12 protein-coding genes, 1 tRNA gene and 2 pseudogenes are annotated in these 21577 nt (G+C 64.4%); 4 read left to right on the forward strand and 11 right to left on the reverse strand.

The window, feature by feature from the left end:
• The first annotated feature begins 14 nt into the window (after nt 1-14).
• Nucleotides 15-1265, forward strand: coding sequence for a lipoprotein-releasing ABC transporter permease subunit (locus EPD80_RS02055; RefSeq protein WP_142804716.1), 1251 nt, complete (start codon nt 15-17; stop codon nt 1263-1265).
• Entirely contained in the window at nt 1258-1956 is a 699-nt protein-coding gene (locus EPD80_RS02060; protein WP_142809011.1) for an ABC transporter ATP-binding protein, read from the forward strand. The genes EPD80_RS02055 and EPD80_RS02060 overlap by 8 nt, the downstream gene beginning before the upstream one ends.
• 15 nt (nt 1957-1971) lie before the next feature.
• Here the strand turns inward: EPD80_RS02060 and EPD80_RS02065 are convergent, their stop codons facing one another.
• From EPD80_RS02065 to ppsR, 5 genes are read right to left on the reverse strand one after another with little or no spacing between them, the layout of a single operon-like run.
• Entirely contained in the window at nt 1972-2550 is a 579-nt protein-coding gene (locus EPD80_RS02065; protein ID WP_142809013.1) for a DUF2062 domain-containing protein, read from the reverse strand.
• Between the two features lie 7 nt (nt 2551-2557).
• Nucleotides 2558-3526, reverse strand: a complete 969-nt coding sequence (locus tag EPD80_RS02070) for an alpha/beta fold hydrolase (protein WP_142809015.1) — start codon at nt 3524-3526, stop codon at nt 2558-2560.
• Nucleotides 3523-5961 (reverse strand): DNA internalization-related competence protein ComEC/Rec2, encoded by a 2439-nt coding sequence (locus EPD80_RS02075; RefSeq protein WP_142809018.1) that lies wholly within the window; start codon nt 5959-5961, stop codon nt 3523-3525. The genes EPD80_RS02070 and EPD80_RS02075 overlap by 4 nt, the downstream gene beginning before the upstream one ends.
• A gap of 21 nt (nt 5962-5982) precedes the next feature.
• Complete coding sequence (locus tag EPD80_RS02080; protein WP_142809020.1) at nt 5983-7182, reverse strand: DUF2863 family protein; 1200 nt, start codon at nt 7180-7182, stop codon at nt 5983-5985.
• A gap of 22 nt (nt 7183-7204) precedes the next feature.
• Nucleotides 7205-8044, reverse strand: a complete 840-nt coding sequence (gene ppsR, locus EPD80_RS02085; protein WP_142804710.1) for a posphoenolpyruvate synthetase regulatory kinase/phosphorylase PpsR — start codon at nt 8042-8044, stop codon at nt 7205-7207.
• A 109-nt stretch (nt 8045-8153) separates the two neighbouring features.
• Here ppsR and ppsA point away from each other — a divergent pair, with 109 nt between their 5' ends.
• Nucleotides 8154-10538, forward strand: a complete 2385-nt coding sequence (ppsA, locus tag EPD80_RS02090) for a phosphoenolpyruvate synthase (protein WP_142809022.1) — start codon at nt 8154-8156, stop codon at nt 10536-10538.
• An 11-nt stretch (nt 10539-10549) separates the two neighbouring features.
• On the opposite strand, the gene EPD80_RS02095 is transcribed toward ppsA, so the two are convergent.
• Together EPD80_RS02095 and EPD80_RS02100 are read right to left on the reverse strand one after the other, a co-directional pair.
• The gene (locus EPD80_RS02095) at nt 10550-13732 is read right to left on the reverse strand and encodes a translocation/assembly module TamB domain-containing protein (protein ID WP_142809024.1); all 3183 of its coding nucleotides are present in this window, start codon (nt 13730-13732) and stop codon (nt 10550-10552) included.
• Nucleotides 13732-15483 (reverse strand): autotransporter assembly complex protein TamA, encoded by a 1752-nt coding sequence (locus EPD80_RS02100; protein WP_142809026.1) that lies wholly within the window; start codon nt 15481-15483, stop codon nt 13732-13734. The genes EPD80_RS02095 and EPD80_RS02100 overlap by 1 nt, the downstream gene beginning before the upstream one ends.
• A 153-nt stretch (nt 15484-15636) precedes the next feature.
• Here EPD80_RS02100 and EPD80_RS02105 point away from each other — a divergent pair.
• Nucleotides 15637-15713, forward strand: a tRNA-Arg gene (locus EPD80_RS02105).
• A 67-nt stretch (nt 15714-15780) separates the two neighbouring features.
• On the opposite strand, the gene EPD80_RS02110 is transcribed toward EPD80_RS02105, so the two are convergent.
• The 4 genes and pseudogenes from EPD80_RS02110 to EPD80_RS02125 form a co-directional block, all read right to left on the reverse strand.
• Nucleotides 15781-18639: a valine--tRNA ligase gene (locus EPD80_RS02110; protein ID WP_142809028.1), complete on the reverse strand. Its 2859-nt coding sequence runs from the start codon at nt 18637-18639 to the stop codon at nt 15781-15783.
• A gap of 111 nt (nt 18640-18750) precedes the next feature.
• Nucleotides 18751-19028: pseudogene (locus tag EPD80_RS02115) on the reverse strand (ISAs1 family transposase); the annotation flags it as partial.
• A gap of 147 nt (nt 19029-19175) precedes the next feature.
• Entirely contained in the window at nt 19176-20621 is a 1446-nt protein-coding gene (locus tag EPD80_RS02120; protein WP_142809030.1) for a mannose-1-phosphate guanylyltransferase/mannose-6-phosphate isomerase, read from the reverse strand.
• A gap of 211 nt (nt 20622-20832) precedes the next feature.
• Nucleotides 20833-21488, reverse strand: a pseudogene (locus tag EPD80_RS02125) (hypothetical protein).
• Between the last annotated feature and the right edge of the window lie 89 nt (nt 21489-21577).

The raw sequence follows: 21577 nt of genomic DNA on the forward strand, positions 1-21577 counted from the left end.
ACGGAAAAGGAACGATGTACGAAGGGTTCATCGGCTGGCGCTATACGCGTCGGCAACGCGGCACGCGCGGGCGCAACGCGTTCGTGTCGTTCATCTCGCTGGTCTCCATGCTGGGCCTGATGCTGGGCGTGGCCGCCCTCATCGTGGTGCTGTCGGTGATGAACGGGTTTCAGGACGAACTGCGTCATCGCATCCTGGGGGTTGCCTCGCACATAGAGGTGTCGTCCCAGAGGGGGATGCTCGAAGCCTGGCCGGCGGTGCTCGATCGGGTGCGGCGTCATCCGGAGGTGCTCGGGGCTGCACCCTTCATCCAGGAACAGGCGATGGTGAGCGGCAATGGCCGTGTGCAAGGGGTAGGCGTGCGGGGCATCGAGCCCTCGCTCGAGCGTGGCGTCGCCCAGTTCGACGATTATCTGCGGGCGGGCAGCCTGGATGCCTTGCAGCCTCATTCCTACGGGATCATTCTGGGCACGGATCTGGCGCGACGCCTGGCCGTGGGGATGGGCGACGAGGTGACGCTGATCGCGCCCACGGCAACGACGACGATTGCGGGTGTCATGCCACGGGTGCGCGCCTTTCACGTGGTCGGACTCTTCGAGTCCGGCATGTATGAATACGACTCGGGGCTGGTGCTGGTGCATCTGCGCGATGCCCAGGCGCTCTATCGCTACGGCGAGGCGGTTACCGGGGTGCGCCTGAAAGTGCGCGACCTCTTCGCTGCGCCGGCTGTGGTGCGTCAACTCGCTCCGACGCTGCCCGCCGGCTTGTGGCTGCGCGACTGGACGCAGACGCACGCCAATTTCTTCCGCGCCGTGCAGCTGGAGAAAACGATGATGACCCTCATCCTCTTTCTCATCGTGGCGGTGGCCGCGTTCAACATCGTCTCGACCCTGGTGATGGCAGTACAAGACAAAACCGCCGACATTGCCATTCTGCGCACCCTCGGTGCCAGCCCGGCTTCCATCATGGCGATTTTCATCGTGCAGGGCACGACCATCGGCGTGCTGGGGCTGACGGCGGGGCTCGCGCTGGGGCTGGCGATCGCGCACCACCTCGACGTGGTGGTGCCGGCGCTCGAACATCTCACCGGGGCAACCTTGTGGAACAAGGAGATCTACTTCCTGAGCGAGCTACCCTCGAAGGTGCTCGCTGCCGACGTGCTGCGCGTGCTCACCGGTTCTTTCGTGCTCACCTTGCTCGCCACCCTCTATCCCAGCTGGCGCGCTTCGCGCCTGCAACCGGCCGAGGCGTTGCGCCATGAGTGAGATGACGATGCCCGACGCTCCGGTGCTGCAGGCGCAGGGGCTGAGCAAGGTGTACCTCGACGCCGGCGCACCGCTCACCATCCTCGAGGGCGTGGATTTGTCGGTTCAGGCTGGCGAGCGGGTGGCCATCGTCGGCGCCTCGGGCTCGGGCAAGAGCACCTTGCTGCACCTGCTCGGCGGGCTTGATAGGCCAAGCAGCGGAGAAGTGCGCTGGTCGGGGCGGGCGGTGTTCGCGCTCGACGAGGCGGCACGCGGGCGGTTGCGCAATGCCATGCTCGGTTTCGTCTATCAATTCCATCATCTGCTGCCGGAATTCACCGCGCTCGAGAACGTGGCACTGCCATGGATGATCCGGCGCCGGCCGAAGGCCGAGGCACTGGAGCGGGCCCGGGTGCTGCTGTGTGAAGTCGGGCTGGAGGCGCGCCTCGCGCATTTCCCGTCCCAGCTCTCGGGCGGTGAGCGCCAGCGCGTGGCGATCGCCCGGGCGCTGGTCACCGAGCCACTCTGCCTGCTCGCCGACGAACCCACCGGCAACCTCGACCGGACGAACGCCGAGCGTGTCTTCGAATTGCTGCTCTCGCTCACCCGCACGCGCGGCATGGCGCTGGTGGTCGTCACCCACGACGAGCGCCTGGCCGCCCGGCTCGACCGCCGGCTCGTGCTGGAGTCGGGGCGGCTGGTAGCAGTATGATGTAGTGATGTCAGCTCATCCCTGCTTCTTTTTAGGTGCAAGGGAAGTCGTCGCCATGCGATGGCGGCTCTGGCGTCGTTGCCACTGGTGAATCAGATGCCAGCGCCACCAGGCGCGCACGAGGAAATAGCCTGCGATGGCAAGCGTGCTTGCCAGCACGAAGAGGCCGAGAAAGAGCGGCGTCCCCAAGGAGGCCACCCAGGCGAACGCCTGATCCATCCATTCTCTCAGGCTTTGCTCACCCCATTCGGGTGCGGGCTGAAAGCCGCCGTTTTCTCGTCCGAGCAGGAAGCTTCCGATCTGGAAGGCGGCGAAATAGATCACGGGGATGGTGAAAGGGTTCGTATAGAGGGTGGTGAACACGGCTACTGGCAGATTGGCGCGAAAGAGGACGCACAGGAGCGCGGCCGTGAGCATCTGGAACGGCCCGGGGATGAGACCGCACCACAGGCCGATGGCCACACCCGCCGATACGGAGCGGCGGTTGATGTGCCACAGGCGCGGATGGAGCAGGGTGTTGCGGAAAGGACGCAGCCAGCGATTGTCGCGCACGACTTCGTGATTCGGCAGGATACGTTTGAACCAGCGCCGCATGGGAACCTCAGGGCGAGGAGCGATCGAGCAAAAATTCCTCGACGATGGCGATCTGTTTCCGATCCATCAGCGCCGGGGCGTGGCCGACGCCGGGGATCTCGACCAGCTTGGCGCGCGGGCCGCGGCGGGTCATCGCTTCGGCGGTCTCGTGCGTGAGGAGGTCCGATTCGGCGCCGCGCAGCACCAGGGTGGGGCAGCGGATGGCATCCCACAGGGCCCAGAGATCGACGTCGAGTGCCGGCTGCGTCTGGAAAGGGACGGCGATGCCGGGGTCGTAGCGCAGCACCCAGCGGCCGTCCACGTCCTGGCGCACCGAATGTAAAGTGAGATGCCGCCACTGCGCGTCCGTGAGCGGTCCAAACGGCGCGTGGATGCGCCGCAGGTAGGCTTCGGCCTCTTCCAGGCTGGCGAAGTGCGGTGTTTCGCCCACGTAGCGCCCGATGCGTTCGAGCGAGGCGGCCGAGAGCACGGGGCCCACGTCGTTGAGCACCAGCTTGTCGATCGGGCTCATGGGCTGCGCGGCGAGCGTCATGCCGATCAATCCCCCCATGGAGGTACCGACCCAGTGCAGGGTCTTGGGGCGGATCTTGCCGAGCAGGGTGAGCATGTCCGAGACATAGAGCGGGATCGTGTAGTCGGTCTTGACGGTGAGCCAGTCGGAGAGCCCCCGGCCGACTACGTCGGGGCAAATGACCCGATAATAGGGTGCGAGCGCGCGGGCGAGTTCGTCGAAGTCGCGTCCGGTGCGCGTGAGACCATGCACGCACAGCAGCACCCTGGGGTTGGTAGGGTCGCCCCATTCGTAGTAGACCATACGGTGGATGCCGTGCGGGCCGACGCACATGATGTGATCGGTGCGCATTTCGGTGGGGTGGTCGGTGCGGCGCGGCGCAAATCCGCCGTCGGGGGTACGTGAGGCGGGGCGCGCGCCGGCGAGCCAGCGCTTGGCGCGTTCGAGCCAGTCGGCCAGACTCATGGGGAATGCTCCTCTTCGCAGGAAGGTTCTTGCCAGAGAGAATACCAGTAGCGCTGGGTTTGCGCACGCCAGGCACGCACCGTCGGCTCGTTCCTGCCGAAGAAGGCCGTGATCGCACCGTCGCGGTCGCTGCGCCACGCTCGTGCGCCGGCCTGACGCCAGGCCGTGGCGACCTCACAGGCTGGATGGTGGAAGCGATTGCGGTAGCCGACGGCATAGACGACATGGTGCGCACCCGTGGCCTCGATCCATTCGGGGGCAGAGCTCGTCTTGCTGCCATGATGCCCGGCGACGATGATCTCGGCGCGCAGCGCTTGCGCCGGCAAGGTGGCGATCAGATGACGTTCGCCGCGCAGGCTCAGGTCGCCCGACACGATCGCCGCACCGGCTTTCGTCTCTACGCGCAGCACGCAGGAGGCATCGTTGTCCCCGCGCCCTTTCCAGGGGTCGGCAAGGTCGGGATGGAGGATGGCAAAGCGCACGCCGTCCCATTCCCAGCGATCGTCGCGGCTGCAGGGTAGCGCCAGCGGATGGAGCGCCGCGAGGCCCGATTCATCCATGCCGCCGGCGCGCACGGAGGCAACGGGGACTACCCGCGCGAGCGCAGGCCAGCCGCCCACGTGGTCGTTGTCCGGGTGAGAGAGGATGACCCGATCGAGCCGGCGCACGCCTTGGGTGCGAAGATAGGGGACGAGCACGTGGCTGCCGGCGTCGAACCCGCCCTGCCGCGGGCCGGTGTCGAAGACGAGGTCGTGCGCGGCGGTCTGCACGTGTACCGCCAGCCCCTGTCCGACGTCGAGCACCGTGAGGCGTGCCTCTCCCGGTCCCGGGCGCGGCGGCTGCCAGAGGAAAATCAGGGAAAATCCGGCGAGCACGGCGAGCGCGCGCGCCGGCGTGCCGCGTGGCAGGAGCGCCCAAGCGATTGCGGCGGTAGCGGCGAGCACCACGGGCCACGGCGGAGGTGGCAGGCTCAGCATCGCACCGGGTATCGAGGCACAAAAACGCAACACCGCTTCGAGCGCGGCAATGCTCGCATCGAAGACGCCGACGAAAAATCCGGTGGGAAAGACGAGCACCAGCAGCGCGAGCGGGGTGACCACCCAGCTCACCCAGGGAATGGCGACCAGATTGGCCAGTGTGCCGAGTGCGGCGACGTTGCCGAACCAGCCGAGCACTACGGGCGCCAAAAGTAAGGTCATGCGCCATTGCAGCAGGACGAGGTCGCGGCCCGAGGCGAGCAGGGAGCGGTACCACGGTGGGGAGCCTACCAGGCTTGCCGACTCGGGCGCGAGCAGGTCCTGCGTCGAGGGCGAGCCTTGGACGATGATCGCGCCCATGGCGAGGAAAGAGAGCCAAAAGCCGGGCGCGCCCACCGCCCAGGGATCGAAGACGAGCACCGCCCACAGGCTCAGCATCAACACCGACCAGGAAGAGACGAAACGTCCGCTGGCGAAGGCCAGCGCCGCCGCCATCAGCATCGTCACCGTTCGCTGCGTGGGTATTCCCAGGCCGGAGAGCGCCGCATAGGCGAGCGCCGCGAGCACGCCGGCGATCAACCCTACTTGCCGTGCCGGCAAGCGCAGCAGACGGGCGGGATCGCGTCGCCACAGTGCCGCCGCGATGCCGCCGGCGAGCAGCGCCACCAGCGTTACGTGGAGCCCCGAGATGCTCACCAGGTGCGCCGTGCCGGTGGCGGCGATCGTTTGCCAGGTGTCATCGTCGAAACCGCCCCGCTCGCCGATCGCCAGCGCACCCAGCCAATCGCCGTGGCGCGCCCCCGTGCGTTCCAACCGTTGCCGTGCCGCCTCGCGCCAGCGCTCGAGTAGCACTCGCGGGGTCCAGACGGTGCCGGGAAGGGCCGTGGGCGGTGCCTTCACCCGGCCGGTGGCGCCGATACCCCGGGAAAACCAGAAAAACTCGCGATCGAAAACGCCGGCATCGGCGAGTCCGTGCGGCGGGCGCAGGGTCACCCGCAGTCGCCAGCGCGAACCGGGTTGCCAGAAAGCGTCGGGAAAAGGCGGGGCGTTTCGCGCCGCAGGAGCGAGTAACCACAGGGTGGACGGAACGCCCGCCGGAGCCTCGTCGACGACGAACACGAAACGGCGGCCGACCTCATCGGCCGCCCCTAGGGTGCGTACATAGCCCTCGACTGCGAGCTCACGCTCGGCGAGCGCCTCCGGCAGGCGATCGGCCAGGCGCACCGCGCTGCGCCAGCCGCTCGAGGAGAAGGCGAGCAGGAAGGCGGCAAGCAGAATCAGCCCGTGCGCGCGCAGATCCGGCGCGTCGGGTGCTTCGCGCCAGCGCCGCCACCCTAGGACGAAGGCGAGCGCCCCGGCAAGGACCAGGGCCGAGAACGTCCCCCGGCCCGGCAGCGCCGGCAACAGGTGCAGCGCGACGCAACCGAGCAGCCAGCCGGGGGCGAGCGTGGCGATCACGGCTGACCATCCCGCCGGCGGTCAATGCAGGTAGCGTGGACCCGACGGCGTGTGATTGAGATCGTCGCTCTCGTCTGCTTCCTGGGCGGGCAGCTCGGCGTGTACCAATTCGCCCTCGGTATTGGGAAAGAGCGGAGCGCCGCAGTCGTCGCAGAATTCGAGCGGCAGGGTACGGCGCAAGGTCACGATGTCGTGGATGCCGACCGCCTTGAGGGTCTCCTGGATCTGCCGCTCCGCTTCGGCTTCGGTTTCGTCGGCGCCGAGCAGAGGCCAAGGAATGCCGTGCACCACCTGGCCGCCATGCTTGAGCGCGAGTCCGATGCGGTATTCGAATTCACCCTGGCTTTCGCAGGGTGCGACCACGGCGCGCAGATGGCTCGCGGCAATATTGGCTTCGGCGGCAAGAAAAGCGATCGCGGCGTGGATCGCGAAGGGGCGAGCATCGCGGTTCGCCTTGCGCGATGCGGTGAAGTACGCGTCGGGCAATTCCGGTTCGGTGCCGCAGCCGGGCATGAGCTGGGCGAGCACCGGCCCGGCCTGTTTGCGCCATTGGGCAAACGCGAAATCCCGGTCTCCCTCTGCTTCCTGCCAGGTGAAGATGGGGTTTTCCTTGGGCACCGCAGCGGCCACCAAGACGTAGCGGATGTCGGAAAGAAAGACGGCCGACTCGGGCAGTGCATCGCGATCGACGGCATGATCGCGCTCGGCGAGCGCATCCTTGCCAGCAGCCAGCAGCCAACGCCGTGTGGCGACGAATCCCTCGGGCAGTTGGTCCGGGCTGAAGAGATAGTCGAAGATCGCGAATTTCACCCCGGCGGCGAAGACGTGCGCTCCCAGGTGTACCCGAAGGTTCTCGCGAACGGCCTGGGGAATGGGGCGGGCAGGGATCTGGAAACGTGACCAGGCGAGCACGGGAGCGGCTACCAGCACCAGGTCGTGGTTCTTGTCGAAGGCGGTGAGCGTTTCGGCCTCCGAGTCGAGCACGTCGCTCAACTCTTCGTAAGCCTGTAGCTCACTTTGGTAGAGGTGGTCGAGGGCGCGTTCGATCGCGATTTCGTTCCCGGCTTCGAGCAAGGCGCGTACCGCTTCGCCGAGCAGTCGTTCCCAGTAGCGATCTTCGATGCGGCTGCCAGAATGGGCCAACCCTTTGGCGAGCCAACTCAGGCGCTCGGCTTCGCGCGGCAGGCCACTCGGGCGGGGAATGCGGGTTTTCTTCTTCATGGTGTCGCTCCAAAAACCCGTCTCACAGATCGGCGTATTTTTGCATTTTTTGCAGGTGCTGCATGATCACGGCAGCGATTTCCTCGATCGATTTGGTCGTCGAATCGATCCATGGAATCCCTTCGCGGCGCATCAGCGCCAAGGCTTCTTCCACTTCCTTGCGGCAGTTCTCCAATGAAGCATAGACGCTGTTGGGACGTCGCTCCTCGCGGATCTGCGCCAGACGCTCCGGGGCGATCGTCAGGCCGAAGAGCTTGCGTCGATGAGTCTTGAGCGGCGCCGGCAGGGCTTTGCGCTCGAAATCCTCGGGGATGAGGGGGTAATTGGCCGCCTTCACCGCATACTGCATGGCCAGGTACAGGCTCGTGGGCGTCTTTCCCGAACGGGATACCCCGATGAGGATGATGTCGGCGTCGTCGAGCGTGCCGTCCTGCACGATTCCGTCGTCGTGCGAGAGAGCGAAGTTGATCGCCTCGATCCGGCGCTGGTAGCTGCGGTTGTCGAGGATGCCATGGAAACGCCCCACTGCGTGCGTGCTCGGCATGCCCAGCTCGCGCTCGAGCGGTCCGAGAAAGGTGCCGAACAGATCTACGATGTGCGCTTCGGCCCGGTGCAGTACGGCCACGACGGCAGGTTGCACCAGGGTGCTGAAGACGATGGGACGTATTCCCGTGCGTCGCTTCACGCGCTGGATTCGCTCGACGAGGTCGCTCGCCTTCTCCGGTGCATCGATGAAGGGGGCGCGTACCTCGTCGTAGTCCAGATCGGGGAATTGCGCGAGCAGACTGTGACCGAGCGTCTCGGCGGTGATGCCGGTGCCATCGGACACGTAAAACACGGTACGCTTGGTGGATTCGAGCATGGGCAGAAGGGATGCAGGCGCCGGGGGCGGACGTCTCGTGCTTACCAAAACGGAAGAAAACGCTTAGAATACCATTTTTCCGTGCCTCACGAACTCAGGAAAGGCTGCGATGACCCGATATGTGATCCCGTTCAACGAGCTGCGCATGACCGACGTCGGCATCGTCGGCGGCAAGAACGCCTCGCTCGGCGAGATGATCAGCCAACTGCCCGCGGACGTGCGCGTGCCGGGCGGTTTTGCCACCACCGCCGAAGCCTACCGCCTCTTCCTGGCGCAAAATGGTCTCGCACAGCGCATCCACGACGCGCTCGAAACGCTCGACGTCGATGACGTCAGCGCGCTCGCCCAGACCGGCGCCGAGATCCGCCGCTGGATCATGGAGACGCCTTTCCCGTCCGAGTTCGAGGCCCAGATCCGCCAAGCCTACGCCGAACTCGTCACCCGCGAAGGCGAAGGGGCGAGTTTCGCCGTGCGCTCATCGGCCACGGCCGAAGACCTGCCCGATGCCTCCTTCGCCGGCCAGCAGGAAACCCTGCTCAACGTCTGCGGCATCGAGAACATCCTCCACGCCATCAAGGAAGTCTTCGCCTCGCTCTACAACGATCGGGCGATCGCCTACCGTGTGCACAAGGGTTTTCGGCATGCCGAAGTCGCGCTTTCGGCCGGCGTGCAGCGCATGGTGCGCTCCGACGTGGGTGCCTCCGGCGTGATGTTTACCATCGACACCGAATCCGGTTTTCGCGACGTCGTCTTCATCACCGCCTCTTACGGCTTGGGCGAGATGGTGGTGCAAGGGGCCGTCAACCCCGACGAATTCTACGTCCATAAACCCACCCTGATGCAGGGCAAGCCCTCCATCATCCGCCGCAATCTCGGCTCCAAGCTCATCAAGATGGTCTTCGGCGAACCGGGAGAGGGCGTGCGCGTGAAAGTGGTCGACGTGCCCGAATCCGATCGTAACCGCTTCTGCCTCGAAGACGCCGACATCCTCGAGCTCGCTCGCTACGCCGTCATCATCGAACGCCACTATGGCCGTCCCATGGACATCGAATGGGGCAAGGACGGCATCGACGGTAAGATCTACATCCTGCAGGCGCGTCCCGAAACGGTGAAGTCGCAGGAAAGCGGCCGCGTCATGGAGAAATACCGCCTCAAGCAGCACGGCAAGGCGCTGGTGCATGGGCGCGCCATCGGGCAGAAAGTCGGCGTGGGACCGGTGCGCATCGTCACCGACCCCAGCCAGATGGACCGCGTGCAGCCAGGCGACGTGCTCGTCACCGACATGACCGACCCCAACTGGGAGCCGGTGATGAAACGCGCCGCCGCCATCGTCACCAACCGCGGCGGGCGTACCTGCCACGCCGCCATCATCGCCCGCGAATTGGGGATCCCCGCCATCGTCGGCTGCGGCAACGCCACCGAAGTGCTGCAAGAAGGGGAAGTGGTCACGGTCTCCTGCGCCGAAGGGGATACCGGCTACGTCTATCGCGGCAAGCTCGACTTCGAAGTACAACGCACCGACCTCGGAACGCTGCCCGAGCTGCCGGTGAAGATCATGATGAACGTGGGTAATCCGGAACTTGCCTTCGAGTTCGCCCAGATCCCCAACGCCGGTGTGGGTCTCGCCCGGGTGGAGTTCGTCATCAACAACGTCATCGGCGTGCATCCGCGGGCCATCCTCGAATTCGACCAGATCTCGGCCAAGCTGCGTGAGGAGATCGCTCGCCGTGCCCGCGGTTACGCCAGCCCGCGCGCCTTCTACGTCGAGAAGCTCGCCGAAGGCATCGCCACCATCGCCGCCGCGTTCTATCCGCAGCCGGTGATCGTGCGCCTGTCGGATTTCAAATCGAACGAGTACCGCAAGCTCCTGGGCGGAGAGATCTACGAGCCCGAGGAAGAAAACCCCATGTTGGGCTTTCGCGGCGCGGCGCGCTACATCGCGCCGAGTTTCCGCGAATGCTTCGAGATGGAATGCGAGGCGGTGAAGAAAGTGCGCGACGAGATGGGGCTCACCAACGTCAAAGTGATGATCCCCTTCGTGCGCACGGTGGGCGAGGCCGAGCGTGTGGTCAAGCTCCTGGCGGCCAACGAGCTCGAACGCGGCAAGAACGGGCTCGAGCTTATCATGATGTGCGAGATTCCCTCGAACGCGCTGCTCGCCGAGGCGTTTCTCGAGCACTTCGATGGGTTCTCCATCGGTTCGAACGACCTCACCCAGCTCACGCTGGGCCTGGATCGCGACTCGGGGCTGGTGGCCGAATCCTTCGACGAACGCGATCCGGCGGTGCAAGTCCTGCTCGGCATGGCGATCGATGCCTGCAACCGGCTCGGCAAATACGTCGGCATCTGCGGTCAGGGGCCGTCGGATCATCCGGATCTGGCCGAATGGCTGATGGAGCGCGGTATCCAAACGATCTCACTCAATCCCGACACCGTCATCGACACCTGGTTCAAGCTCGGAGCGCGACGCCAAGAGGGCGCCGCGGCTCGCTGAGCCTCGCTCGATCAGCGCTCGATGCGATAGATCAAATCGCCTCCCTGTGACGTCGGGCTCGAGAAGAGCTCGATGCGCAGGTGGCGACTCAAGCGATACTCCGTGATCACTTTGCCTACGCCGTCGGTCACGCCGATGGCGTAGCGCACCAACAAGTCGGGTCCGAGGCGCTTGCCCAAGGTGAGCTGGCTGCTGCCGTTTCCCGACTCATTCGACAGTCCCACTTCATCCAAGCCCAAGGCCAGCCCGATCTCGCGCGCGATCTGTTCCCCACGGTTCACGCCCAGGCTGGAGAGGGCGCCGAGCAGGAGCTGTGCTTCACCTCCACGCACCTGAGACAGACGATGTCCCGTGAGCAGTAAGCTCAAGGCCTCGGCTTCGGGCAACGCGGGTTGGGCATAGACTCGGCTGCGGGGTTGTTGCAGGCTGCCCAGTAGTTCCAATCCCGCAAGATACGCACCGACCGTGCGTTCGGCGCGTACTTCGAGGATGGGGTTGTCGAGAGCGCCGGTAAAGAGGAGCCGTCCGCGGGCGATCTGCAGCGCTTGACCATAGGCCTCGTAGCGCCCCTCTCGCAGCGAGACTTCGCCGAAGGCGGCAAGCGGCAAATGGCCATCCCCACGAAGGCGAAGGTTGCCGGAAAGTTTGGTAGAAAAACCGAACCCTTCCAACGAGACCCGCTCTCCCAGCACCACGTCTACATCGACACCGAGGGGGTAGGGAGCAGGGGGCGGACTTTGGCCGACGACTCGCAGATCCGCGCTCTCCTTCACGGCGCCTTCGGGAAGGGTACGGATCTTGGCTTCGGCCCGGGGCAGCAACAAATGGCCGCGAAGGAGCGCCATGCGTTCGTCGGCCGTCAAATGCAAGTTCGGGCTGGCATCCACCGTGAGTTCGGGCGTACGGAGCACGGGCAGCGCTTCTCCTTGGAGATCGAGCCGTGCCTGCCACTGGGGCAGATCGGCGAGCAGCGCGACGCCGTTCAGATGCAACGACCCGCCGCTCGCCCCGGCGAGGCTGCCTTCGAGGGCAACCCGGCGGGAGGGATCCACCCTCAGGTGCAAGCGGCCATCGACGTAGCGCACGCCCGTGGGGGGCAATTCCAGCCGGGATAGATCGAGCACGAATTCCGCTTGTGGAAGGGGCGTGTCCACGGTTCCGCTCACGCGCACCGAGCCATCGAGCGAACCGTCGAGCGCGATTTGCTCGGGGGCGAATTCGCCCAGCCAGGAAAGCTGCGGCGCACGCACCGACAAGAGCCCTTCCAGCGACCGACGCCCTTCCAGCTGCGCCTGAATGTTCCCTTCCAGGAAGAGGCGTTGGGTGAGCGTGCCAGTAAACTCGAGCTTCAGGCGTTTGTCTCGTACCGTCAGGTGGGCAGCGACGTCACGATAGGGCAGAGCGAGCGGTTGGGAGGCGGGAGCGTGTAGGTGCACTTCATCGTCAGGAACGTGCACTTGCACATTCAGCTCCGGGGTCGGCCCAAGTTCCGCCTCGGCCCGGAGCGAGGCCGACGACGACGGTAAGTTCAAGGTGGGCGGTAGGAGCGCGTCGAGGAGCGCCAAGGGCAGCGTGGCCTCGAGCAGGGCACGCTGCTGGCCGTCATCTTTCGTTTCCGCCCTGAGACAGAGTTCGCTCTTGCGCAGCGTCTCTGCCGAGGCCGCGAAAGGCAACTTGGTCGGGGCGAAGCAAGCCGGTCTCAGAGAGACCTGCAAGGCATGCATGCGCAGCGAAGCGGGCGCTTTCAGGTGCCAGTCCCCGCCTGGGGTGCCGTTCAGGATCAGCCGCTCGAGCGTGCCGTTCCAGCGATTTTCCTGCAAGGCGCCCTGCAGGCCCAAGGCGACTCGGCCCACGTCGCTATCGAGTGTGAGGGTGAGGGCGTGCCCCGCCATCCGTCCTCGAGCAGAGAGGTTCGCCGAGCGCACATGTCTGCCAGCTCCCTTCAAATCACGGAGTGTGGTAGCAAGCTCCAGGCGATCTTGCCGGACCTCGGCTCGGAGCGAGAAAGCGGCCAGGGTCCACTCCGCCAAGGACAGCGCCCGCCCTTCGAGCTGCCCCTGCACCTCGGGTCGATCCAAGGTGCCTGCGATCCGCCCTTCGCCCGCAAGCGATCCCTGAATCGGGGGAATGAGTCCGCCGGGTAGCGGCAGGGCTGCCAGTTGCGGCAGCCGTAGCCGATAGGCAAGGTCGAAAGGCGGGCTGGCGGTGCCTTCCAGCCAAACCGAGTTCTCACCCAAGGTGAGTTCGGCCGGCCGCAGACGCAAGCGGTCGCCTTCGAGGTCGAGTTCCATCCGTCCGGCGAGGGGACGTCCTTCGATTGCACCATTCAGCTCGGAAACCGATAGCTGCACCGCCAGCGGCGCTGTGCCCCAGTAACCCCGAGTCGTCAATTTCGCGCCGATCGATCCGTTCAGTGGGGATGCCAACCAGGGTCGCAGGGCCGCCAGGTCCACAGCCGAGAGTTCCATGGCGGCATCCCAGGCGATACCCTCGTCTCGTGGTTCGGCATCGAGGCGAGCCGAAATGCGTGCACCCAGGATGGTGCCAGCGAGATCATCCATCCGGAAACGCTGCCCGTCGCCCGAGACGGTGGCCCCTAGTTCGGCGAAATGCACGCCGCTCACTTCTCCTGCCAGGCCGTCGAGGCGGGCATGATAGAAAATTGCCCCGTCGGCCTCCCAGCGTAACCGGGCTCCGATCGACGCGAACTCGAGCGTTTCTCCGGAAGGCAAGCGCACGAGCAGCGATGCCACGTCGATGGCCGGTAGCGACACGGGCAGCGGTGGGGCGGGCAAGGTGAAGACAGGCAGGACGAAGGGCTCGTCTTCGTTCGTCTGCGCTTCGCCCTGGGGCAGATCGACCCGTACTCCCGTCAAGGCGAGCGTACGCAAGCGGGCGAGCGGCGCGCGCAGTGCAGGCCAATCCACGGCCAAGACGATTTCCTGCGCCGTCACCCTCAGACCGGCGTCGTCATCGTACGCCACCCCCTTCAGGCGCATTCCTTGCCATAGGGAGCCTTCGACCGCCTCGATCCTGAGCTCCGGAATCAGGCGTACCCCCATCCGTACTACGATCTGGGTGCCGCTGGTGGTGAAGAACACCCAGGCGAGGGCGAAGAAAATCCCCGGTACGAGCAAACCCAGCGCCCAGGAAAAGGAGCGCGCCAGCCGTATCCAGTGTTTCCGTGCCGCCATCAGAACGAGGCTCCGATACCGACGTGCAAACGAGGAGAAGGCGAATCCATGTCGAGGGGGTAGGCCACGTCCAGGCGCACCAGTCCCAGCGGTGAGCGCCAGCGCACGCCTACTCCCACGCCCGTCTTCAGATTCAGGTCGCTACGCCCGTCGAAGGCGTCGCCGCTGTCGACGAAAAGGGCACCGTACCAGTTGTTGGCGTGAATCGGGTGCATCACTTCGGCGCTCACCGTAAAGAGGTAGCGCCCTCCCACCACCTGACCACGCTCGTCTCGGGGGCCGATTTTCTCGAACCCGTAGCCGCGCACCGAATTGTCTCCTCCAGCGAAGAAGCGCAAGGATTTCGGCAGCCGTGCGAATTCATCCATCCACGTGAGCCCTAGATCCATCCGCCCTTTGAAGATGAAACGTCCCACGGAATGCGCGCCTACCCCACGCGTCACGATCTGCACGAAGTCGGTGGCACTCAAGAGTGCCTCGCTCGCGCCTTGCAGGGTGAAGTCCAGAGAATGCCCTCGAGTGGGAAAGAGTGGATCGTCGAATCGGCGATGCCCGAGCTTGACGCCAGCGAGCACGAAACCGTCTCCTCGTCGTGGCTGCCGGCCATACTCGGTACGCTCGTAACGATACTCACCAAAGAGCGCCTGCGTCCACCCATTACGCAAACGCGCGTACTGAGCCCCCAGCCGGACCGAGTCGGAGACGATGTCGTTGGCGTCTTCCCGGTCGAGGCGGGTGTATAAGTCGAGCGAATCGGTCAGTGGCGAGCGCCCCGGAATGGTGTAGTTGCTCTCGATGCGCTGTAGTCGCGGAGAGAACTCCACGTTGCCTTTCCACCGATGCCCGCGGCGATTGACCCAGCGTCGCGTCGCGTCTGCTCCCAGCCGTGGTCCGGTATCGGTGGCAAACCCGACACGCAGGCCGTAGGCGGTGCGCTTGTTGGGCGTGAGTACGACGTCGACGGGCACGGTCTGCGCCTGGCGTTGCTCGGTGAGCGGGTCGATGCGCACCTCGGCGAAATAACCACTGGCGCTCAGATTGCGGTAGATCTCGGCCAGCGCCTCGCTGTAGTATGGGTCGCCTTGGGTCACCGGCAACAAGCGCGCGACGAAGTCTTCGTCCAAGATGTCTTGCTCGACGCGGATCGTCCCAAAGTAATAGCGTGGTCCCGAGTCCAAGTGTAAGCCGATGCGGGCCGTGTTCGTCGCGGGATCCACCCAGAGTTCGCGCCGCCGGTAGTGCGCGTCGAGATAGCCTGCCGAACGGGCGCGATTGAGCAGCGTGTCGCGGATCTCTTCATAGAGACCCTGATGCAATCGCGAGCCCTTTGCCAGCGGAAGCTCGTCGAGATAACGCCGTATCATCGGATCTCGTGCGAATTCGCCTTCGATCTCCACCTCCAGCACATCGATGAGCGTGGGCGGGCCCGGCTCGATTCGCAGCACGGGCCGTTTGCAGTCCTCGGTGTGCTCCAAATCGGCCTCGATCGTCGCGTTGAAATGTCCCAAGGCGCGCAGCGCCGACGTAGCCGCGGCGCGCGCTTCGCGCAGATAGGCGCGCCAGCGCACTTCGGGGGCATCGCACGCAAGGCTCGAGGGAGGCGCCAGCTTCATCACGTTGGCAGCCAATTCCGGGTGTGCTTCTAGGCCGACGATGCGCAAGCGAGAAGGCGCGGCATCTGGTTGGGCCGGCACTGCATGGCGCGGAAAGAGCACGGCGAAGAACACGACCAAGGCGGCCAGAATCGGCAAACGATACGGCGCGTCGATGATGCGGCTCCAAACGGACGATGAGGGCGATGATAACCCGGTGGCAACTCACGAGGGAGTGTTCGTTCGCGAAACGAAGCGTTGCCGGAAGCTTGACATGTACCGGAGAATGGATATAATTTCAATCTCCGTTGCGCGCCCGTAGCTCAGTTGGATAGAGTACCTGGCTACGAACCAGGGGGTCGTGGGTTCGAATCCTGCCGGGCGCGCCAAGAATCGAAACCCGAAGCCGCCGATGCGGCTTCGGGTTTTTTCATCGATGAAGGAATGATGCCTTTCTCACCCCCTCCCCAAATGCCGCTCAAGGCGCGCGAGCTGGGGTTCGAGCTGGGCGAGCGTGGCGCTGAAGCGTTCGATGCGCTCGCGCTCCTGGGCCACCACCTCGGCCGGGGCGCGTTCCACGAAACTGGGGTTTTCCAGTTTCTTCTTCGCCTTGGCGATTTCGGCCTGCAGGCGGGCGATCTCCTTGGCGAGTCGCTCATGCTCCTTGGCAGCGTCGATGGGCACGTCGAGCATGAGCTGCAGGGTTTCCACCGCCGCCACGGGAGCGAGCGCGTCTTCGGGCAGGCGCGCGAGCGTGCGCACTTCCGTGAGCCGCGCAAGCGCTTGCAGGTAGGGGACGAATCCGGCGATCGTCGCCGCGAGCGCCTCGTCGGACGGCTCGCCCAGTGCCACCGCGAGCGGCACGCGCTCGCCCGGGTTGAGCTTCATCTCGGAACGTAGCCCTCGCACCGCCCGTGTGATCGCCTGAAAAAGCGCCATTTCGCGCTCGGCCGCCTCGTCGAGCTTTTCCGGTTGGGCGACGGGGTAGGGCGCCAGCATGATCGAATCGCTCACCTTGCGCCCGGCCACGGGGGCGACGTGTTGCCATAGCTCCTCGGTGATGAAGGGAATCACCGGATGCAGCAGCCGCAGCACGGCCTCGAGCACGCCGATGAGCGTGCGGCGCGTGGCATGGCGCACCGCCTCGTCGTCCTGGGCGAGACGCACCTTGGCGAGCTCCAGGTACCAGTCGCAGTATTCGTCCCAGACGAATTCATAGAGCGCCTTGGCGTAGAGGTCGAACCGGTAGTCGGTAAGCTGCCGTTGCGCTTCGGCCTCCACCCGCTGCAGTCGCGAGACGATCCAGCGTTCGGCAAAGCCCAGCGCTTCGGGCGCCGCAGGCGTATCGGGCAGGCGTTCGCCCACGTTCATCAGCACAAAACGCGTCGCATTCCACAGCTTGTTGCAGAAATTGCGGTAGCCTTCGCAGCGGCCGAGATCGAACTTGATGTCGCGCCCGGGGCTCGCGAGCGAGGCGAAGGTGAAGCGCAGGGCATCCGCGCCAAACGCGGGGATGCCGTTGGGAAACTCCTTGCGCGTGCGCTCGGCGATCGCCTCGGCCTGCTTCGGATTCATCAAGCCGGTGGTGCGCTTCTGGATGAGCGATTCGAGGTCGATGCCATCGATGAGGTCGATCGGATCGAGCACGTTCCCCTTGGATTTCGACATCTTCTGCCCTTCGGCATCGCGGATGAGGCCGTGGACATAGACGTGCTTGAACGGGATCTTGCCGGTGATGTGGGTGGTCATCATCACCATGCGCGCCACCCAGAAGAAAATGATGTCGAATCCGGTGACCAGCACCGAAGAGGGCAGGTAGAGGTCGAGCGCCGGGTTCGATTTGGCCGGATACTCGGGCGTCCAGTCGAGCGTGGAGAACGGCCACAAGGCCGAAGAAAACCACGTATCGAGCACGTCGGGGTCGCGCGTGAGTTTGCCGGTGTACCCTTCGGCCGCGGCGAGCACGCGCGCCTCGGATTCGTCGTGCGCCACCCAGAATCGGCGATGCTCGGCCGGATCTTCGTCGGCATACCATGCCGGGATCTGGTGCCCCCACCATAACTGCCGCGAGATGCACCAATCTTGGATATTGACCAGCCACTGGCGATAGGTGTTCACCCAGTTCTCGGGGAAAAAGCGGATGCTGCCGTCCTCGACCACCTCGAGCGCCTTCTGCGCGAGCGATTTGCCGTCCGGCCCGGGCTTGGTGGTGGCCACGAACCACTGGTCGGTGAGCATGGGTTCGAGCACCACGCCGGTGCGCTCGCCGCGCGGCACCATCATCGTGTGCGGTTTCACCTCCACCAAAAGCCCCTGCGCTTGCAGTTCGGCCACGGCCTTTTCCCGGGCGACGAACCGGTCGAGCCCGCGGTAGGCGGGCGGGACGTTGTCGTTGAGATGCGCATCCAGGCGGAAGATGTTGATCATCGGCAGCTCGTGGCGATGGGCCACGGCGTAGTCGTTCGCGTCGTGCGCCGGCGTCACTTTCACGCAGCCGGTACCGAAACTCGGATCGACCACCGGATCGGCGATGATGGGGATGCGACGGCCCACGAGCGGCAGGATCACTTCCTTGCCGATGAGCCCCTGATGGCGCGGATCTTCCGGATGGACCATCACCGCCACGTCGCCGAACAGCGTCTCCGGCCGCGTGGTGGCTACCACCACCCCGGCACGGCCGTCGATGGGGCCATCGGCGAAGGGATAGAGGATGGACCAGAGGAATCCTTCCTCCTCTTCCGCCGAAACTTCCAGGTCGGAGACCGCCGTGCGCAGCTTGGGATCCCAGTTCACCAGACGTTTGCCGCGATAAATCAACCCCTCCCGATAAAGCCGCACGAACACCTCGAGCACCGTGCGCGACAAGCCCTCATCCATGGTGAAACGCTCGCGCGTCCAGTCGGCCGAAGTGCCCAGCCGCCGCATCTGGCGCGTGATGGTGCCGCCCGAATATTCCTTCCACTGCCACACCCGCTCGAGGAACTTCTCCCGCCCCAGATCGTAGCGCGTGAGCCCCTCCTGCTCGAGCTGGCGCTCGACCACGATCTGGGTGGCGATGCCGGCATGGTCGGTACCCGGCTGCAGCAGCACGTTGTCACCGCTCATGCGCCGCCAGCGCACGAGCATGTCCATGATCGTCTGGTTGAAACCATGCCCCATGTGCAAGGTGCCGGTCACGTTGGGCGGCGGCATGAGGATGCAGTAAGCATTGTTGCGGCCTGGGTCGAAACCGGCGCGGAAGTAGCCGTGTTCTTCCCACCAGGGGTACCAGCGGGATTCGATCGCCTTGGGTTCGAAGCTCTTGTCGAGGGTCATGGCGGAGTCTGGTCGTCTGAGAAAGCTGATAATTATAGCCAAGCGGGACGGACTGCGGCAGGGGAACGTGCCATGGCCAGGGCAATCGCATGAACGTTACGCCAATTGGAGCCCAAATTCCCGAATGGTCCGGGCGATGTTCGCTTGTGTGCCCATTGCATCGATCGTGACGATGCAGCCCTCGAGCGCCAAGGTGGCCAGCGACTGCGTAATCGCCGTCTTCTCGTCTGATTTTTTCTCCACTATCGCCCGTTGCCCCAGCACCAACCCAGCACCAGTCGCAAAAGCACCGACCAGATGCAAAGGCGTAGGATCGAGCTTGCCCGAGCGGCGACTGGTCTTGCCGTCGATCGCCGCACCACGGCATCGACGCCCAAGGCCGGCACCAGCATACGCTTTTGCTCATTCCTGGGCTCGTCATCGGCATCCCGGCACTCTCATCAAGTCGTCACACTTCGGAATCGAAACCGCCGTTCGGGCTCCTCACGAATATCAGAGCAGAAAAATTTTATAAAGGAAGGGGTCGAGGAGTTTTATCAGGCGCGCCCATAGTCATCCTGAAAGCGGACGATGTCATCCTCACCCAGATAATCCCCGCACTGCACCTCGATCATTACGAGATCGAGAATTCCTGGGTTTTCCAGACGGTGCTTGTGGCCAGCGGGGATGTAAGTCGATTCATTGGGGCGAACGTAGCATTCCTTCTCCCCGTTGATGATCTTTGCCATGCCGCGCACGACGATCCAGTGCTCGCTGCGATGGTGGTGCATCTGGAGCGACAGAGAAGCCCCCGGTTTGACCTCGATACGCTTGATCTTGAACCCTGGTCCTTCCTCGAGCACCGTATAGCTGCCCCACGGTCGCACGACGGTGCGGTGGAATTTGTAGACGTCATGATCCCGTGCTTTGAGCCGGGCGACGACGTGTTTCACGTCCTGCGCCTTGTCGCGGTGGGCGACGAGCAGTGCGTCGGGGGTATCGACGATCAGCAATTCCTCCACACCAAGGGCAGCGACCAACCGATCTTCGCTATGGACGTAGGTGTTGCGGCTGTCGAAGAAAAGGGCTTCACCTCGAGCCCGGTTGCCGGCCTCGTCGGGTGTTGCCAGCACGCTCAGGGCGCACCACGAACCGATGTCGCTCCAGTCAAACTCGGCCGGGACGACCGCGACGGCCTCGGATCGCTCCATGAGGGCGTAGTCGAGGGAAATATCCGGAATCGCGGCAAACGATTCGGCATCGAGTTCGAGGAGGGCGGTTTCTGAGGTACACCGTTCGCGGGTGCGCTCCCAACACCGCGCCGCTGCCTCGGCCACGTCCGGCGCATAGCGCGCCATCTGTTCGAGCAGAACACCGGCCTGAAAGCAGAACATACCGGCATTCCAGTAGAAATTCCCCGCTTCGAGGTACTGTCGAGCGAGGTCTAGCGCGGGTTTTTCGACGAAACGAACCACCGCCCGCCCCGGACCCAGCGCCTCGCCGGCTTCGATGTAACCATAACCAGTTTCCGGCCGATCAGGAACGACGCCAAAGGTGACGAGCCGTTGCTGGCTGGCTAGTTGAGCGGCCTGACCGACGGCACGGCGAAACGCCGCCTCGTCCGTAATGAGATGATCGGCAGGCAGGACTAGCAGCAGAGCATCCGGGCCGTGGCGCTCGGCAAGCACGTGTGCGGCGAGCGCCACGGCAGCTGCCGTGTTGCGCCCTACCGGTTCGAGTAGAAAGGTGCTGCGATAGCGTCGATCGAGCCCGGCTCGGGCGAATTCATCCTTGCTGAGGAAATAGTAATCCCGGTTGGTGACGGTAAGGATCTCCGCTGGCACTCCTTCTTGCTCATCATGCAGAGCGGCTGCCCGGCGGTAGGTTTTGTGCAGCAAGGTTTCGCCGTCAGGTAGTGTGATGAAGGGCTTGGGATGTCCCTCGCGCGACACCGGCCACAGGCGCGTGCCTGCGCCGCCGGAGAGGATGACGGGAATCAGCATAGTGTTTCCTCACGCAGTGTTCCATGCTCAAGAAAGAATACCCGTTTGCAGTATTCCTTTCTGAGTTCAGGGGAATGTGAACAAAAACGCAAAATTTCGAATTTGCAATGAATAAGATACATGATCCTATGCTGCGCCTTTTCTTGGAAGGCCGCACCCTCTGTACCACACATTTCGTCGATGGGCAAAATTTCAGGTTGAACCAACGTGGCTACGTGTGAGGTTCCGTACGATTCCATGGTGTTGTTTTTATGAAGAGTTTCGGTTTTTGGCTTCGTCGAAACCCGCTTCGTTCGTTTTCCTGGTACCATTTTCTCATGGCTTCGATGGGGGTGGCATGTGCGAAGGCTTTCTGGGGGATGTGGTGATCGTACCGCCAGACGTCGCGCTGAAGCGTCGCTTCGAGTGCTTCCCGGCTGTCGAAGCGCGGTGGATGGCAAGCACTTTGCTGATGTGCCCGTTGAGGTGTTCGACCCTGCCGTTCGTTTGCGGATGGTGAGGTTTGCTTTGGGCGGCAATCGCCTCAGCGAACCGAGTCCGTGACGACGCAGGCAACGATTCCCGCCCCGGGCGCGATACGTTCGGTGTGATGACATTGCGCACCACTGCCAGCAAATCATCCAGGGGCAACCTCAGGAGCTTGCGCAGCTCCACCACGACTGCCGCCTGAAACGGAGGGTCGAGTTCGTCTGCAGGCGCCGCGCCGTATGCGGACGATCTTCGACGTCGGTACTCGTTGCCACGTCGAATGGTGTCCTCCCACACCCCGAGTTCCCAGGCAAGGCGGCGGACCGGCAGGTTCGAGCTTTGGATGGTGCGCCGGATCGCAGGGGTCGTGGTGGCGTTCTCATGCAGTCGGATCCTCATATTTTTACCTCTCGAGCGCTTCGAGCGGCTCGTACATCGTCTCACGAGCCAAGAATGATGTACGACGTCGTGGATCGATGCAAGCGTCC

Source organism: Tepidiphilus olei (genome assembly GCF_006980705.1).
GTDB classification, from domain to species: domain Bacteria; phylum Pseudomonadota; class Gammaproteobacteria; order Burkholderiales; family Rhodocyclaceae; genus Tepidiphilus; species Tepidiphilus olei.